16 protein-coding genes and 1 pseudogene are annotated in these 15,193 nt (G+C 68.2%); 13 read left to right on the top strand and 4 right to left on the bottom strand.

Annotated features, from left to right (window positions below):
- Window positions 1-35 precede the first annotated feature (35 nt).
- The 6 genes from ligA to VF649_RS07110 all read left to right on the top strand — a co-directional run bounded on the left by ligA (window position 36) and on the right by VF649_RS07110 (window position 5,746).
- Window positions 36-446, top strand: coding sequence for a protocatechuate 4,5-dioxygenase subunit alpha (gene ligA, locus VF649_RS07135; RefSeq protein WP_331011270.1), 411 nt, complete (start codon window positions 36-38; stop codon window positions 444-446).
- On the top strand, window positions 446-1,288 hold the full coding sequence (locus tag VF649_RS07130) for a class III extradiol dioxygenase subunit beta (protein WP_331011269.1): 843 nt from the start codon (window positions 446-448) through the stop codon (window positions 1,286-1,288). Before ligA ends, VF649_RS07130 begins: the two co-directional genes overlap by 1 nt.
- 25 nt (window positions 1,289-1,313) lie before the next feature.
- Entirely contained in the window at window positions 1,314-2,255 is a 942-nt protein-coding gene (locus VF649_RS07125) for a Gfo/Idh/MocA family oxidoreductase (protein ID WP_331011268.1), read from the top strand.
- Window positions 2,252-3,412 (top strand): 4-hydroxybenzoate 3-monooxygenase, encoded by a 1,161-nt coding sequence (pobA, locus tag VF649_RS07120; protein WP_331011267.1) that lies wholly within the window; start codon window positions 2,252-2,254, stop codon window positions 3,410-3,412. The genes VF649_RS07125 and pobA overlap by 4 nt, the downstream gene beginning before the upstream one ends.
- On the top strand, window positions 3,409-4,416 hold the full coding sequence (locus tag VF649_RS07115) for an aldo/keto reductase (protein ID WP_331011266.1): 1,008 nt from the start codon (window positions 3,409-3,411) through the stop codon (window positions 4,414-4,416). Before pobA ends, VF649_RS07115 begins: the two co-directional genes overlap by 4 nt.
- An 88-nt stretch (window positions 4,417-4,504) precedes the next feature.
- A complete protein-coding gene (locus VF649_RS07110; RefSeq protein ID WP_331011265.1) occupies window positions 4,505-5,746 on the top strand; it encodes a threonine synthase in 1,242 nt (413 codons plus the stop codon).
- Window positions 5,747-5,750: 4 nt separating this feature from the next.
- Here the strand turns inward: VF649_RS07110 and VF649_RS07105 are convergent, their stop codons facing one another.
- Entirely contained in the window at window positions 5,751-6,038 is a 288-nt protein-coding gene (locus VF649_RS07105) for a DUF1330 domain-containing protein (protein ID WP_331011264.1), read from the bottom strand.
- Between the two features lie 28 nt (window positions 6,039-6,066).
- Between VF649_RS07105 and VF649_RS07100 the strand changes: the two genes are divergently transcribed.
- Genes VF649_RS07100 through VF649_RS07090 form a run of 3 tightly spaced genes read left to right on the top strand, consistent with a single transcriptional unit; the run spans window position 6,067 to window position 8,475 of the window.
- The gene (locus VF649_RS07100; RefSeq protein WP_331011263.1) at window positions 6,067-6,507 is read left to right on the top strand and encodes a hypothetical protein; all 441 of its coding nucleotides are present in this window, start codon (window positions 6,067-6,069) and stop codon (window positions 6,505-6,507) included.
- 52 nt (window positions 6,508-6,559) lie between these two features.
- Window positions 6,560-7,720: a glycosyltransferase gene (locus tag VF649_RS07095; RefSeq protein ID WP_331011262.1), complete on the top strand. Its 1,161-nt coding sequence runs from the start codon at window positions 6,560-6,562 to the stop codon at window positions 7,718-7,720.
- A complete protein-coding gene (locus VF649_RS07090) occupies window positions 7,717-8,475 on the top strand; it encodes a LamG-like jellyroll fold domain-containing protein (RefSeq protein WP_331011261.1) in 759 nt (252 codons plus the stop codon). Before VF649_RS07095 ends, VF649_RS07090 begins: the two co-directional genes overlap by 4 nt.
- A gap of 23 nt (window positions 8,476-8,498) precedes the next feature.
- On the opposite strand, the gene VF649_RS07085 is transcribed toward VF649_RS07090, so the two are convergent.
- The 3 genes from VF649_RS07085 to VF649_RS07075 form a co-directional block, all read right to left on the bottom strand.
- Window positions 8,499-9,266 (bottom strand): sugar transferase, encoded by a 768-nt coding sequence (locus tag VF649_RS07085; RefSeq protein ID WP_331011260.1) that lies wholly within the window; start codon window positions 9,264-9,266, stop codon window positions 8,499-8,501.
- Window positions 9,267-9,382: 116 nt separating this feature from the next.
- Window positions 9,383-10,555 carry a polysaccharide deacetylase family protein gene (locus VF649_RS07080; RefSeq protein WP_331011259.1) on the bottom strand — a complete coding sequence of 391 codons (1,173 nt, stop codon included), beginning with the start codon at window positions 10,553-10,555 and terminating at the stop codon, window positions 9,383-9,385.
- Window positions 10,552-11,535: a GNAT family N-acetyltransferase gene (locus tag VF649_RS07075; RefSeq protein WP_331011258.1), complete on the bottom strand. Its 984-nt coding sequence runs from the start codon at window positions 11,533-11,535 to the stop codon at window positions 10,552-10,554. The genes VF649_RS07080 and VF649_RS07075 overlap by 4 nt, the downstream gene beginning before the upstream one ends.
- 103 nt (window positions 11,536-11,638) lie before the next feature.
- On the opposite strand from VF649_RS07075, the gene VF649_RS07070 reads away from it, so the two are divergent.
- The 4 genes and pseudogenes from VF649_RS07070 to VF649_RS07055 form a co-directional block, all read left to right on the top strand.
- Window positions 11,639-12,748 (top strand): GNAT family N-acetyltransferase, encoded by a 1,110-nt coding sequence (locus VF649_RS07070; RefSeq protein WP_331011257.1) that lies wholly within the window; start codon window positions 11,639-11,641, stop codon window positions 12,746-12,748.
- Complete coding sequence (locus VF649_RS07065) at window positions 12,735-13,412, top strand: GNAT family N-acetyltransferase (RefSeq protein ID WP_331011256.1); 678 nt, start codon at window positions 12,735-12,737, stop codon at window positions 13,410-13,412. Before VF649_RS07070 ends, VF649_RS07065 begins: the two co-directional genes overlap by 14 nt.
- A complete protein-coding gene (murJ, locus tag VF649_RS07060) occupies window positions 13,409-15,010 on the top strand; it encodes a murein biosynthesis integral membrane protein MurJ (protein ID WP_331011255.1) in 1,602 nt (533 codons plus the stop codon). Before VF649_RS07065 ends, murJ begins: the two co-directional genes overlap by 4 nt.
- Window positions 15,010-15,193 (top strand): annotated as a pseudogene (locus VF649_RS07055) (hypothetical protein); the annotation flags it as partial. The gene murJ and the pseudogene VF649_RS07055, both read left to right, overlap by 1 nt.

Here is a 15,193-nt window from a genome sequence, read left to right as displayed (position 1 = left end):
CGCATGATCCGCAACGCCGACGAGAGCATGCCAGCATGAGCGATACGCAGGACATCCACGCCTATCTGTCGGAGCTGGAGGATATTCCGGGTACACGGGTGTTCACCGCGGCGCGTGCGCGTAAGGGATATCATCTGAACCAGTTCGCGATGAGCCTGATGAAGGCGGAGAACCGCGCGCGGTTCAAGGCGGACGAGCGCGCCTATCTGGACGAATGGCCGATGACGGAGGCGCAGAAGCAGGCGGTGCTGACCCGCGACTATAACGCCGCGCTGGACGAAGGCGGAAACATCTACTTCCTCGCCAAGCTGTTCTTCACCGACGGAATCAGTTTCCTGCAGGCGGTCGGCACGATGACCGGGATGAGCGCCGAGGCATATCAGGCGATGATGCTGGCGGGTGGGCGATCCCCCGACGGCGTACGATCCAAGAAGGAAGGCAAATAATGGCGCGTTTGACCGCCGGCATCGGCAGCAGCCATATCCCGGCATTGGGTGCGGCGATCGACAATGGCCGCACCGCCGAGGACTATTGGACCCGCTGTTTCGCCGGATACGACTGGACCCGGACATGGGAGAGCGACCAGAAGCCGGACGTGATCGTGCTGGTCTACAACGACCATGCATCGGCGTTCGACATGAACATCATTCCGACCTTCGCGATCGGTTGCGCCGACCGGTACACGTCCGCCGACGAAGGCTGGGGCCCGCGGCCGGTGCCGGACGTGATGGGCGATGCCGACCTGGCATGGCACATCGCGCAGAGCTGCATCCTCGACGAATTCGACCTGACGATGATCAGCAAGATGGATGTCGATCATGGCCTGACCGTGCCGTTGTCGATGATGTTCGGCCAACCGGATGCGTGGCCGGTGAAGGTGGTCCCGATCGCGGTGAACGTCGTCACCTATCCGCCCCCGACCGGCAATCGCTGCTATGCGCTGGGCGAGGCGATCGGGCGGGCGATCGCAAGCTATCCCGAGGATATCAACGTCCAGATCTGGGGCACCGGCGGCATGAGCCACCAGTTGCAGGGGCCCCGCGCCGGCCTGATCAACAAGGCGTGGGATACCCGGTTCCTGGACGACCTGACCGCCGACCCGGACCGGCTGCGCACGATCCCGCATATCGAATATCTGCGCGAGACCGGATCGGAAGGGATCGAAATGGTCATGTGGCTGATCATGCGCGGCGCGCTGGGTGCCAATGTGCGCGAACTGCACCGCCATTATCATGTTCCCGCCAGCAACACGGCGGTCGGGCATATCGTGCTCGAACCGGTTCGCTGATCCTGTCCTTCTTCGGAGTTTCATCATGAAAATCGCTCTCGCCGGGGCCGGCGCATTCGGGGAAAAGCATCTCGACGGTCTGAAGCTGATCGACGGGGTGGAGGTGGTCAGCCTGGTCGGCCGGCGGCTGGAGCCGACACAGGCCACCGCGGCAAAATATGGCATCCGCCATGCCTGTACCGACCTGGCCGAGGCGCTCGCCCTGCCGGAGGTCGATGCGGTGATCCTGTGTACCCCGACGCAGATGCATGCCGCACAGGCAATCCAGTGCATGGACGCCGGCAAGCATGTGCAGGTGGAGATCCCGCTGGCCGACAGCCTGGCGGACGCCGAGGCGGTGCTGGCCAAGCAACAGGCCACCGGTCTGACCTGCATGGTGGGGCATACCCGCCGGTTCAATCCGTCGCATCATTATCTGCACCGCAAGTTCGCGAGCGGTGAAGCGCAGGTCCAGCAGATGGATGTGCAGACCTATTTCTTTCGCCGCAAGAACATGAACGCGAAGGGCGAGGCGCGCAGCTGGACCGACCATCTGTTGTGGCATCATGCCGCGCACACGGTCGACCTGTTCGCCTATCAGGCCGGGCCGATCGTGCAGGCCCATGCCGTCCAGGGGCCGATCCACCCGGAACTGGGGATCGCGATGGACATGTCGATCCAGTTGAAGGCGGACAGCGGGGCGATCTGCACGCTGTCGCTGTCGTTCAACAATGACGGGCCGCTCGGCACCTTTTTCCGCTACATCTGCGACAACGGGACGTGGATCGCGCGCTATGACGATCTGGTCACCGGGCGCGAGGAGGCCGTCGATCTGGCGGGCGTGGCGGTGTCTTCGAACGGGATCGAGTTGCAGGATCGCGAATTCATCGCCGCGATCCGCGAGCGCCGCGAACCCAATTCCAGCGTGGCGCAGGTCCTGCCCTGCTACCGCATCCTGGACCAGCTCGACCGACAGTTGCGGTCATGAAGACGCAGGTCGGGATCGTCGGCGCGGGGCCGGCCGGATTGCTGCTGGCCCATCTGTTGAAGGCGGAGGGGATCGACACCGTCGTGGTGGAGCGGCAGACGCAGGCCCGCGTGCTGGAACGGATCCGGGCGGGCGTGCTGGAACGCACGACCACCGATCTGTTGCGGCGACTGGACATCGTGACGCGGCTGGATGCGGAGGGAATGCAGCATGGCGGGTTCGCGCTGGCGGACGGCGATCGCCTGATCCGCATCGACGTGGCGGGACTGACCGGGAAGCATGTGACGGTCTATGGCCAGACCGAGGTGACCCGCGACCTGATCGAAGCGGCCGCAGCGCGCGACGTGCCGATCCTGTGGGAAAGCCCGGTGCTGGCGATCGAGGGGATCGATGGGGATCGCCCGGTGATCGTGCATGGCGATCATCAGCGGCTGGAATGCGATTTCGTCGCAGGGTGCGACGGGTTTCACGGCGCGGCGCGGGCGGCGTTGCCGGACGGCGTGCGCAAGATCTTCGAACGGGCCTATCCGTTCGGCTGGCTGGGGATGCTGGCGGACGTGCCGCCCTGCGACCATGAACTGATCTATGCCAGCCATGATCGCGGGTTCGCGCTGGCATCGATGCGGTCGCCGACGCGCAGCCGCTATTATGTGCAGGTCGGGCTCGACGAGTCGGTGGAGGACTGGTCCGACGATCGGTTCTGGGACGAGTTGTGCCTTCGCATCGGCGACGATGCGGGCAAGCGCGTGGTGCGCGGGCCGGCGCTGGAAAAATCGATCGCCCCGTTGCGGTCGTTCGTGTCCGAACCGATGCAGCATGGCCGCCTGTTCCTGGCGGGCGATGCCGCGCATATCGTGCCGCCGACGGGGGCGAAGGGGCTGAACCTGGCGTCGTCGGACGTCGCCTATCTGTCCGATGCGCTGATCGGCTGGTACAAAAGCGGCGATCAGGCTGCGCTGGCGGGTTATGGCGCGAAGGCGCTGGCGCGGGTGTGGAAGGCGGAGCGGTTCAGCTGGTACCTGACCAAGCTGATGCACCGGTTTCCGGAGGACGGCGCGTTCGAGCGCCGTATGCAGGTGGCCGAACTGGACTATATCGCGACATCGGATGCGATGCGGACCGCCATCGCCGAAAATTACGTGGGATTGCCCTTATGACCATGCCGACGCGCCGGATCGGACCCTATACCGTATCGGCGATCGGCCTGGGCTGCATGAACCTGAGCCATGCCTATGGCACGCCGCCGTCCGAAGCCGATGCGGCGGCGCTGCTCAACCGTGCGCTCGATCTGGGCGTGACGTTTCTGGATACCGCCGCGCTATATGGTGGCGGCAGCAACGAGGCGCTGATCGGGCGGACGGTGATGCACCGGCGCGCCGAATTCACGCTGGCCAGCAAATGCGTGCTCGACCTGGTCGATGGGAAGCGGGTGCTGGACGGCAGCCCGGCGGCGATCGCCCGGACGCTGGACGCCGCGCTGGTGCGGCTCGGCACCGAGCATATCGACCTGTATTACATGCACCGGCTGGACCCCGATGTACCGATCGAGGAGTCGGTCGGCGCGCTGGTCCGGGCGAAGGAGGCGGGCAAGATCGGGGCGATCGGACTGTCCGAAATGTCGGCCGATACGCTGCGCCGTGCGCAGGCCGTGCATCCGATCGCCGCGATGCAGACCGAATATTCGCCGATGGTGCGCAATGCCGAAATTGCGGTGCTGGACGCGTGTCGGGCACAGGGGACGGCCTTCGTCGCCTTTTCCCCGCTGGCGCGCGGCATGCTGGCGGGTGGGGTGACCGACGATGCCTATGCCGCCGGCGACATCCGCGCGATGATGCCCCGCTTCACCGGGGCGAACCTGGCGCATAATCTCGGCATGTTCGCACGGTTTCAGGCATTGGCCGAAGCCGCAGGACGGACCCCCGGCCAGCTGGCGCTCGGCTGGGTGCTGGCGCGGGGCGATCATATCGTCGCGATCCCGGGTACGCGGAGCATCCGGCATCTGGAGGAGAATGTCGCCGCCGCGACGATGCCCGTCGATGATGCGCTGTTCGCGGCAATCGACGCGATCTATGCGCCCGGTGCGATTGCCGGCGTCCGCTACGCCCCCGCGATGCAGGCGCAGATCGACACCGAATTGCTGCCGGAGGAGCAGGCGGGCTGATCGCGGTTGCGCGTGGAGCCGCGATCGGGTCTGGATCGTTCGACCGGGGCCTGACCTGCAGGCGACCCGGCACGAGGATGACGATCCGATGATGCACGACGACAATCTGACGACCGAGCGGCCGACCTTCGTCACGCATCTGGAATGTTCGATGACGGGCGAACGGTTCGAGGCGGACCGGCTGCATGGTCTGTCGAACGTCGGGCGGCCGTTGCTGGTGCGCTATGACCTGGACGGCGTGGCGGGGTCTCTGAGCAAGGCGGCGCTGGTGGCGCGGCCGGCGGACCTGTGGCGGTACCGCGAACTGCTGCCGGTGCGGCGCGCGGCCGATATCGTCAGCCTGGGCGAGACGATGACGCCGATCGTGCCGCTGGACAAGATCGCGCGGGCGAGCGGCGCGGCGGCGCTGCTGGTGAAGGACGAAGGGCGGTTGCCGACCGGGTCGTTCAAGGCGCGCGGGCTGGTGATGGCGATCAGCATGGCGAAGGCGCTGGGCGTGCAGACGATCGCGATGCCGACCAACGGCAATGCCGGCGCGGCGGCGGCGGCCTATGCCGCGCGCTGCGGGATCGAAGCGGTGATCTTCTGCCCGGCCGACACGCCGGAGATCAATGTCCGCGAAATCGCGGCACAGGGCGCGCGCGTCTACCGCGTCGACGGGCTGATCGACGATTGCGGAAAGCTGGTGGGGCAGGGCACGAAGGAACGCGGCTGGTTCGACCTGTCGACGCTGAAGGAGCCGTACCGGATCGAAGGCAAGAAGACGATGGGGCTGGAGCTGGCCGAACAGCTCGGCTGGGTGCTGCCGGATGTCATCTTCTACCCCACCGGCGGCGGGACCGGGTTGATCGGGATGTGGAAGGCGTTCGACGAACTGGAAGCGATCGGCTTCATCGGATCGGAACGGCCGCGGATGGTGGCGGTGCAGGCGGAAGGATGCGCCCCGATCGTGCGCGCGTTCGAACAGGGCGCGCGGCATGCGACCCGCTGGGAAGATTCGCACACGGTGGCGGCGGGCATCCGCGTCCCGCAGGCGGTGGGCGATTTCCTGATCCTGGACGCGGTGCGGGCAAGCGGCGGGTTCGGCATTACCGTGTCCGACGCCGCGATCCTGGAGGCGGTCGACCGGGTGGGCCGCATCGAGGGGCTGCTGCTGTGCCCCGAGGGTGGCGCGACCCTGGCCGCCTATGACAAGGCGCGGTCGGCGGGGCTGGTGTCCGCCGAGGAGCGCGTGCTGCTGTTCAATTGCGCGACGGGGCTGAAATACCCCATGCCCGACCTGTCCCGGACGATCGCCAGGGACGGGCCGATCGATTGGGCGGCGCTGTAGCGGGTCAGACGCCTTCGATGATGAAGGCGCGGTAGGCGCCACCGGCATGGCGGTGGGCGGCGGCGGCCTGATAGAGCGGGCTGTCATACCAGGCGCGGGCAGCGGCCATGGTCGGAAACTCCAGGATCACCGCGCCTTCGACCGGGTCACCTTCCAGCATGTCGATCGTGCCGTAGCGGGCGCGGGTGGTGACCGGGTGACCGGTGCGGGCGGCGGGCGCCAGTTCGGCATAGAGATCGAGTTCGGACTGGTCGGTCGTATTCTCACGCGTCAGGACGACATAAGCGACCATGGTGGGTCTCCGGAAAAAGGGTAGCAGGATGTCCGTTGCAGGTTCCGATCGAGACGGCAACCATCGGTCGGTCGACCGGATACGATCGGTGCTGCGCTGGATGCTGGTCGTCGCCTATCTGTTCGTCGGGATCGCGCATCTGCGGACGCCTGGCACGTTCCTGCCGATCATGCCCGGCTGGGTGCCGTATCCGGCGCAGGTGATCCTGGTGACGGGCCTGTGCGAGATTGCGGGCGCGGTCGCGCTGGCGACCCGGCGCTGGCGCTATGCGGCCGGGGTGATGCTGGCCGCCTATGCGGTCTGCGTCTACCCGGCCAATATCAAGCATGCGGTGGACGGCGTGGCGATCGGCGGCGGCCGGCTCGGCTGGTGGTATCATGGCCCGCGGCTGGCGTTCCAGCCCGTGATCGTCTGGTGGGCGCTGTTTGCGGGGCGGGTGATCGAATGGCCCTGGCGCCGCAGGCCTTAAGGATTTTCACAGCATTGCGGGCTAACGCGACACCCTAGCTTCGGAGTCCGGGATGCAGTTGGCCGCCATCGCGATCGTCGCCGTCCTGTTCGCCGTGTTTGCGGGCTATCCGGTGGCGATCATCCTGATCGCGCGGATGGTGCCGGACCGGGTCGCGCCCGCCGCGGTCCCGCCGCCGTCGATTTCGATCCTGATCTGCGCCTATAACGAAGCGGCAGTATTGGCGGCAAAGCTGCGCAGCGTGATCGCAGCGACATCGGCATGGCCGGGCGCGGCCGAGATCCTGGTGGCGGACGACGGGTCGAGCGATGCGACTGCGGCAATTGTGGCGGGATTCGGCGATTGCGGGGTCCGGCTGGTCCGGCTGGCGCGCGGCGGCAAGGCGGCGGCGTTGAACCGGCTGGCGACATTGGCGGTGGGCGAGATCTTCGTGTTCACCGATGCCGATCCGCTGTTCGATGCGGAGACGTTGCCGGCAGTGATCGCGCCGCTGGCCGATCCGGATGTCGGCGCGGTGGCCGGAAAGGTCGAGACGATCCGCCATGCCGCGCGGGCGGCGGGGCGGTTCGCGGCGTTCGACATGGCCTATCGCCGTTATGAGTCCGCGGTGCGGGCGGCGGAAAACCGGCTGTTCGGATGCGTTTCGGCTGATGGCGGATTGTTCGCGATCCGCGCGGCGCTGATGCCGGTGGTCGTGCCGGATGCGACGGACGATTTCTATATCAGCACGGCGGCGGTGGCGGCGGGGCAGCGGATCGCCTTTGCCGCGATGGCGCGCGTGCACGAAGAGAGCATCGGCGGCAGTCGGCAGAACTGGCGGCGGCGGGTGCGGATCACGGTGCGCGGGATGACCGCGTTGTGGCGGCGGCGCGCGCTGATGAACCCACGCCGGACGGGATGTTATGCGGTCGGGCTGATCCTGCACAAGCTGGCGCGGCGGGTGGCGCCGTTGCTGCTGCTGCCGCTGTGGGTGCTGGCGGCGCTGCTGACCCTGCGGGGGGTGCTGATCTGGGCCCCGGTTTTCCTGATGCTGTCGGGGCTGGCCGTGCTGGGCACGGTCGGGGCGTTGCGCCCGGCCTGGCTGCCGCGCCGGCTGGCGCCCGGATATGGCGCGGCGCTGCATCTGGCGGGGCTGGGCGCGGGCGTGCTGTTGTTCCTGGCGGGGCGACGCTATGCGCAATGGACGCCGCAGAAGCAGGCGGCGGTGGCATGACGCGCCGCGCGTGGGGCATCGTGGCCGGCGTCGCCGGACTGGCACTGGTCGGCGCAGCGTTCGGCGCGGCGCGTCCATCCGGACCGTTGCTGCGCGGGGACGGGCCGTTCGTGGACGATTTCGATCGCGGGCTGTGCGTGGGCGGCTGTGCCGGCGCGATCTGGGCCGTGCGGCAAGAGGTGGCAGGCGGCGTCGCGACGATCGCGGCACCGGGCCGGCCCGGGCTGGCGCTGCGTGCGGTGGCAGGGCCCAAACGCGGCGACGTCGTGGCGAAGGCGGCGCTGATCGCGCGCACCTTGCCCGTGGGGCGAGGGAGCATCGTGTCGATCGCGTTCGACCTGTATGTGCCCGCCGCGACCCCGCTGGATTCGATCCAGCTGGTCGACCTGGAATGCGCGACGTGTGGCGAAGGCGGCAATCCGGGCATCCGGCTGTACCTGCGGCGCGGGCGCCTGCGCATCGATCGGTCGAAGATCGGGATCGCACATGCCTGGGTCCGGGACGATGCGCTGGCCCTGGCGCACGACCGCTGGCACCATGTGCTGTGGACCGTGCGGCTGGATGCGGGGGCAGGGGGTGCGACGCGGGTGACGCTGGACGGGCAGGAGGTGCTGTCGGCCGAGGGTGCGACGCTGTTCCCCGGTGGCGATCCGCATATCGACCGTATCCAGATCGGGGTGACCGCCAATTCCAACGCTGTTCCGGTGACGCTCTACATCGACCGGGTCGCGTTGCAGCGGCGGGCGGTCCGCTGATCCCGAACGCCGCGGACGGCGCGTCAGTGCGCGCCGTCCGCGCGGCGCACGGCCGATACCGTCCGGACGAGCAGCGACAGATCCTGCGGCGCCGAAACGCTGTGGATATAGGTGATGTCCATCGCGCTGCGTTCATCGAAGCCGACATGCGCCCGGCCCGATACCTGCCATACGCCGGTCAGGCCGGGACGGGCGGCGAGCCGCGGGAGATGCCGCATTTCATAGGTGGTGGCGTCGAACGAGGTGGGCCGCGGACCGACGAACGACATGTCGCCGACCACGATGTTCCAGATGTTGGGCAGTTCGTCCAGGCTGGTCCGGCGCAGGAAACCGCCGATGCGCGTGATGCGCGGATCATTCGCCACCTTGAAATCCGGGGACGCGGTGCCGTGCAGATTGCGGTGGAGCAACGTCGCCTTCAGCGCCTCCGCATTCACCACCATGGTGCGGAACTTGACCATGCGGAAGCGGCGGCCGAGATAGCCGGTGCGGTGTTGCAGGAAGAAGATCGGGCCGCCGTCGCACAGCTTGATCGCGAGGGCGATCAGGATCAGCGCGGGCAGGAGCACCACCAGCAGGATCAGGGCAAGGACGCGGTCGAGCAGTGGTTTCATATGACGGGCGTAGCTGAGCCGTTGATGTTCGAGCGCGAGCGGCACGCCGCGGATATCGCATTCGAAGCGCACGCGACGCGGAAGATCGCGACGCCGTTCGATCGTGATCGGTTCGACCAGAGACGGGATCAGATCCTGGTCCTGTGCGCCGATATCCGTGTCCGGATCAAGATCCACCATGTCATCTCATCCCTGGATATCCCGTCGTCAGGGATGACCATGGTCACAAGACAGGAACCGGACAGTGATCATTGTGGGTTGATGGCGCGATAACCATCAATAGTGTGGTCACACTATATCCGTCGGGCCTTCATCACCAGTTTGCGCAGTGCCGTCATGGGCGCGAGCAGCAGGTACCAGTAATGATTGCCCTGGACGAGGCGGACCGAGGCGCGAAGATAGAGGGCCTCCGCCGGCAGCCAGCGCAGGCCGATCGCACGATCGTCGATATGGATCCGCGACAGGATGGCGCGGGATTCGTCGGGTGCGTTCCGCCCGGTGCCGCCCGTGGTCGCGCGGTAGCCAAGGGTCGGGGCGATACGGCGCCCCTCCGGCCCCACCTTGTTTTCGGGCCAGCAGAAGATGGTCGGGGCGTAGCCGAGCCGATCGCGGAACCGATCCCGGCAGGTGGCGAGCGTGGTCGCGATCCGCGCCTCCAGCGCGTCCTGCGGCTCGGTGCCGTCGGGGCGCCAGCGACGCGCCGCCAGTGCCAGCGCGGATCGTGGCACGGGGGCGCCGATCGGAACCGCGGTCGGCAGATCGGGGCGAAACCAGTCATGCTTCGGCCCCGGCGTCGCATCCCAGATCATCCAGGCATGGCGGCGCCAGTTGGCGGGGGTCAGCCGGTCGACGGCCTCGTCCGATATCGGAACGCGGCCATGATCGATGCCGTGCGGTTCGATTTCAAACAGCGGATCGGCCGCGATGGCACGCAGTTCCGCCCAGTTCATATAGCCGGCCTCGTCGCCGCCCGGCGCCCGCAGCCGGTCGCCCGGTGCGATGAAGTCCAGCGAGGGGAAGAAGGTGGCCGGGCAGCGATGCCGCCGGAGCGCGGGAACCGCATGCAGCCAGTTGTCGAGATAGCCATCGTCGAAATGGAGGATCACGGCGCCGCGCGGCGGGGCATCCGCGGGATGATCCAGATAGGCGCGCGTGCCGATCAGGGTGCAGCCCATCGCGCGCAGCGTGGCGAGGTGGCGTTCGAAGGTGGCGGGCGCGACAGCGATGTCCTGCGCCCAGGGGAGCCAGGCGGGATCGTCGGCGATGGCATGATAGGTCAGGATCGCGACACCGGGCGGCGCGATCATCCAGCGATGGCCGATCGCCAGCGTCGTGAACAGGATGGCGGGCGGGAGCCATGCCGGCAGCGGCAGCCAGGCGAAGGCTGCACCCGCCGACAACAGACCAGCAAGGAGCATGCCGGCCCAGTTCCGCACGCGGCGGCGACGATCCTGCTTCCGGGTCATGCCGCCACCGCGCGCGCGGCCCGCCAGCGGTCGCGCAGGCGCTTCGCACCGCGTCGCGCGCTGGCCACCGTCCAGAGCAGGGTGCCCCGCCATCCGGCGCCGTAGATGCGGACGCGGTAGAGATCGTCGAGCCGATCGGCGAAGCGCATTTTGTGCGCCGCCGGGGTCAGCCCGTTGCCCAGCACGTCGTAACAGCCGATCGCGGGATCGTCGCAACAGGCGCGGATGTGAAGCATCGCCAGGACGTGGCCCGGCGACTGTGCCGCCCACGCCTCGTCGAACGACGCCTTTGGCACGAACAGGCGATCCCCGCCGAGCAGCCCATATTCGAAGGCGACCAGCCGCCCCCGGTGCCGGAGCGTGGCGACGCGGAGTTTCCCCGCCGCCGCCGCCGCATGCCAGATGCGGGTATAGAACAGGGTGTCCGCCGCAGAGTTGCGGATCGCGCTGCCGTTGCGGCCTTTCCAGCCCGCGGCCTCCAGCGCCAGCACCTCGGCCAGCACCGTATCGGACCCGTCCTGTTCGACGGCGAAAGTCATGCCGGCGCCGTCGATCAGATCGCGTTCCAGCTTCAGCCAACGCCTGCGATCCCGTTTGCTGCGTCCGGCCAGCCACGACGCGAACGGGCGACGGCAATCGGTGACGGGCGCGCGCGCGAACACATCGCAGTGGACCCGCCTGCCCCAGGACCGCGCCGCGGCAACCAGCGGGCAATCGGCCGGGAGATAGGCGATCTCGATACTGTCCCAGTCGCCAGCGCACGGTGCGGGTCGGCCGGACGCACCCGGCGGCAGATCCAGGCGGATGGTATGAAGGTTGGTGAAACTGCGCAGGCAGCGGAAGCGGATCGGCCCGAACCGGCGGGCTTCGGACAGCAAGGTCATGCCGTCCAATGTATATTCCCGTGCGGTTGCAGGCATATAGGCATCGCGCCACGCGCGGAACCAGGCATCGCTGTTGTGAAAAGGCGTTGCCGGCATGCCCTCCATGATCACTTAAGCACTCCGTAACGCTCCACCGCTATTTCCCGAATAGAGGCTGAGTACGATTTTTTGGTGAACGGCACGCACGGATGAGCAGGGCATGACCGAATGGACGAGCTGCCTGCGATCGCTGTGCGATGCCGATGCCGGTGCGGCATTTGACGCATTCGCCGGCACGGGGCCGTTTGCGGCCTATCAACAGAGCCGCGCCTGGGCGCAGGCGGCGCCGGCCGCGAAGCACAAGGACTGGCTGATCTTCCTGTGTCGCGACGGGGCGGAAGTGATCGGTACGGCGCTGATCCGCCGAACCTGGCTGGGGCCATGGCGGTGGCTGGCGACGGTCCAGCGTGGGCCGGTGGTGCAGGATCCGGCAAAGCTGGGCGCGGTGCTGGACCGGCTGGTGGCCGATCTGCGCCGGGCACGCTGCTGTTCGCTGCAGCTGGCGCCGCGGATCCGGGGGCGCGACCTGCCGCATGCGGCGGAGACGATCCGCCAGGCGGGGTTCGCGCCGCTGCCCCCGCGCCGCCAGCCCTTGCATGTCGCGACGGGGATCGTCTGGCTCGACAAGCCCGAAGCCGACATCCTGGCCGGGTTCAAGCAGCGCGGACGGCGGCAGATCCGCGCGGCGGCGAAGGCGGGCGTGACGGTACGCGCCGTGACCGATGCGGCGGACATCGCCCGCTATCAGGCGCTGATCGACCTGTTCCGTCGCAACCGCCCCGATTACGACATGTCCGGCCTGCCCGATGCAGCCGGGCAGGCGGCGCTGATCGCCGATCGGGGTGGCGCGATGCTGCTGGCCGAACGCGAAGGCGTGGCGATCGGCGGGCATGCGTTCGTGCGGCAGGCGGATGAGGCGATCTGGCTGTCGCTGGTCACCGACGACGCACAGGCGGCGACGGGATGCAGCTATGCCTTGTTGTGGGCGGCGATGCGGGCCGCGCGGGCGGCGGGATGCGTCGGATATGACCTGGCCGGAATGCCGGTGGGCGCGACGGTGGACGCGGGTGAAATCGGCCGGGCGCAGTTCAAGACCGCGTTCGCGCCGCATCGCCGGATCCTGTTGCCGATGCAGATCCGCGCGATCCGGCCGTTGGACCATGTGTTGCTGTTTTCGGCGCGGCAAGCTTACCGCATGTCGCGGTTGCGGCGGCTGACCGCCGGGCGGCGGCGTCCGGCAGCGAAGGAGCATGCCGATGTCGTCCGCTGAACCGCGCGTGGGCGCCGTCCAGCGGCTTGCCCGCCGCATCCGCGAACGCGGCGTCACCGCGACTCTGCGCAAGGCGTGGTCGGACCATGTGTTCCGCCGGTCGACCAGCGTGATCGTGGAATATCACCCCGATCAGCGACCGCTGGGTCCGAACGACCAGACCGGGACCGGGCTGAGCTTCGCGGAGCTGCGCGCCGGCGACGCGGTACCGCCGCTGTGCGCGTGGATGGCGTACCGCGCCGCCGATTTCGCGGCGATGCTGACGCAGGGCAAGATCGGCGTGTTCGCGTTGCGGAACGGCGTGGCGATCGGCTGCGCCTGGATTGCGCTGGACGATCATCATGACCCGCTTTCGCGCGAACATTATGCCGTCGGTCCGAAGGAAGCCTATCATTATTGCTGGATGGTCGACCCGGCACAACGCCGGACCAATGTCGGCATTTCCCTGTGTCGCGAGGTGCTGCGCCTGCTGGCGTCGATGGGGATCGAGCGGCAGTTCGGGGTGGTCGATGTCGTCAACCGTGCCTCCTACCTGATCCAGTATCGGTTCGGGTACCGCGAGTGCGGGCGGAAGGTCCTGCATTATCATCTGCTCGGGATGCGCTGGACGCGCTATGGCCGATATCAGGGAACGCTGGGCCCCGCGCCGCGCGGGCGGGCGTGACCGCCGTCGCCGGGGCGGGCCGGCGGCCGGGGCTGTTGCATTCGGCGATCGTCGTCGGCGGCCTGCGCGGTGCGGATTTCCTGCTCAGTTTTCTCGTGTCGGTGTTGCTGGCCAACCGGTTCGGCGCGAGCGGGCAGCTGGACGCGTTCTTCATGGCGCGCCGGACGACGGTCGGTTTCGCCGATACGATCCGCAAGCTGGTCGGCCAGATCGTGATGCCGACCGTCGTTGCGCGGATCGACCGTGGGGAGGGGATGTCGGTGCGCGGATTGCCGCCGCGCACCTTCCTGTTCCTGGGTGGCCTGATCATGTTGACGCTGGCGGGGATGCTGTTTCCGGCGGCGCTGATCGGGCTGTTCGCACCGGGTTTCGCGGGGGTGCGCCGCGACCTTGCGACGACGATGATGGCGATCCTGATGCCCTTGTTGCCGGTGGCGGTGATCGCATCCGTGTTGATGGCGGCGTTGCAGGCGAACCGCCATTATCTGGCCAGCGAGAGCACCACCCTGTTGCAGCGCGCGATCCTGGTGCTGGTGCTGATCGTCGCGATCCCGCCGCTGGGGATCGTTGCCGCAGCCTGGACGATGCTGGCCGCCGGCCTGATCGGGCTGATCGCGTTGGCCGCGGGGGCATGGCCGCTGGTGCGGCAAAGGCGGGCGACGCCGCCGGCCCCCACCGCGATCCCGACGCCGGCCATGCCGGAACAGGGCGGCGGGGTGGCCGCGGCGATCCTGCTGTTCGCCTATATGCAGGCGACGTCGCTGCTGGATTTCGCGGTGGCGTCGCGATTGGCCGACGGCAGCGTCGCGGCGCTGGAATATGGCGCGCGGCTGGTGTCGCTGGTTCCGGGGCTGGTGACGGCGACGCTGTCGACGATCCTGTACCCCGAACTGGTGCGGGCGATCCGGAACAGCGATCCGGCCGTGACGTCGGCGGCCTTGGCGCGGTTCCAGCGGCTGGGGCTGTTCGTGCAGTTGCCGGTGTCGCTCGGCATGATCCTGGGCGCGGACCTGATGGTACGCATCCTGTTCGGCCATGGCGCGTTCGGGGAGCAGGGGATCGGGATGGCGACCGCGACGACTGCGGGCTATGCCGCCGCCGCCATTTTCCTGACGCCGCTGAACGCGACCACTTCGGCGATCTATGCCGATCCGCGTGCGCCGTGTCTGCGCGACATCGGCGTGATCGCGGGTGGCGGGTTGCTGTTCCGCGTCGCGGTGCTGCTGTGGGCGGCGCCGCGGTTCGGGGTTGCGGGGGTCGCGTGGGGCGCGGCGGTGTCGACCCTGCTGGCCTTGATATTGGCGCAGATCGTGGCGGTCCGGCGGTTTCCGCTGTTCGATATCGGCGCGCAGCACCACGATTTCGCCCGGATCGCGCTGTGCGGCGGGGCGGGCGCGATCGCGGGCGCAGCGATCCTGATCTGGGGACCGCCGGCGCAGGGGCTGATCGCGCGCCTGGCGACACTGGCCGCCACCGGGCTGGCGACGCTGGCGGGCTATGCCGCGACCGCGGCGCTGTTGCGCCTGCCGGAACTGACGACGGTTCGGCCGATGATCGCGGCGCTGGTGGCGCGGCGCGCCGGACGGCGGGCGCGGTGATGCCGGGTCGTCGCACCGTCGGCTTCTTCCTGCCGCATTTTCGGTCGGGTGGCGCGGAAAAGGTGGTGCTGAACTGGATCCGGTATCTGGACCGGGACCGCTACCGACCGATGCTGTTCCTGATGCGGTGCGAGGGACGCTTGCTGGACGCGTTGCCGGACGATGTCGTGCCGCACACGCTGC

Origin of the sequence: Sphingomonas sp. (assembly GCF_036387535.1) — a bacterium.
Lineage (GTDB): Bacteria > Pseudomonadota > Alphaproteobacteria > Sphingomonadales > Sphingomonadaceae > Sphingomonas_R.
Note: the sequence above shows the minus strand (reverse complement) of the source record. Positions and strands in the feature narration are given on the sequence as shown.

What these genes read in the sequence shown, in the direction of transcription:
- ligA (WP_331011270.1), top strand. Translation starts at nt 36, where the DNA reads ATGAGCGATACGCAGGACATCCACGCCTATCTGTCGGAGCTGGAGGAT.
- VF649_RS07130 (WP_331011269.1), top strand. Translation starts at nt 446, where the DNA reads ATGGCGCGTTTGACCGCCGGCATCGGCAGCAGCCATATCCCGGCATTG.
- VF649_RS07125 (WP_331011268.1), top strand. Translation starts at nt 1,314, where the DNA reads ATGAAAATCGCTCTCGCCGGGGCCGGCGCATTCGGGGAAAAGCATCTC.
- pobA (WP_331011267.1), top strand. Translation starts at nt 2,252, where the DNA reads ATGAAGACGCAGGTCGGGATCGTCGGCGCGGGGCCGGCCGGATTGCTG.
- VF649_RS07115 (WP_331011266.1), top strand. Translation starts at nt 3,409, where the DNA reads ATGACCATGCCGACGCGCCGGATCGGACCCTATACCGTATCGGCGATC.
- VF649_RS07110 (WP_331011265.1), top strand. Translation starts at nt 4,505, where the DNA reads ATGATGCACGACGACAATCTGACGACCGAGCGGCCGACCTTCGTCACG.
- VF649_RS07105 (WP_331011264.1), bottom strand. Translation starts at nt 6,038, where the DNA reads ATGGTCGCTTATGTCGTCCTGACGCGTGAGAATACGACCGACCAGTCC.
- VF649_RS07100 (WP_331011263.1), top strand. Translation starts at nt 6,067, where the DNA reads ATGTCCGTTGCAGGTTCCGATCGAGACGGCAACCATCGGTCGGTCGAC.
- VF649_RS07095 (WP_331011262.1), top strand. Translation starts at nt 6,560, where the DNA reads ATGCAGTTGGCCGCCATCGCGATCGTCGCCGTCCTGTTCGCCGTGTTT.
- VF649_RS07090 (WP_331011261.1), top strand. Translation starts at nt 7,717, where the DNA reads ATGACGCGCCGCGCGTGGGGCATCGTGGCCGGCGTCGCCGGACTGGCA.
- VF649_RS07080 (WP_331011259.1), bottom strand. Translation starts at nt 10,555, where the DNA reads ATGACCCGGAAGCAGGATCGTCGCCGCCGCGTGCGGAACTGGGCCGGC.
- VF649_RS07075 (WP_331011258.1), bottom strand. Translation starts at nt 11,535, where the DNA reads ATGCCGGCAACGCCTTTTCACAACAGCGATGCCTGGTTCCGCGCGTGG.
- VF649_RS07070 (WP_331011257.1), top strand. Translation starts at nt 11,639, where the DNA reads ATGACCGAATGGACGAGCTGCCTGCGATCGCTGTGCGATGCCGATGCC.
- VF649_RS07065 (WP_331011256.1), top strand. Translation starts at nt 12,735, where the DNA reads ATGTCGTCCGCTGAACCGCGCGTGGGCGCCGTCCAGCGGCTTGCCCGC.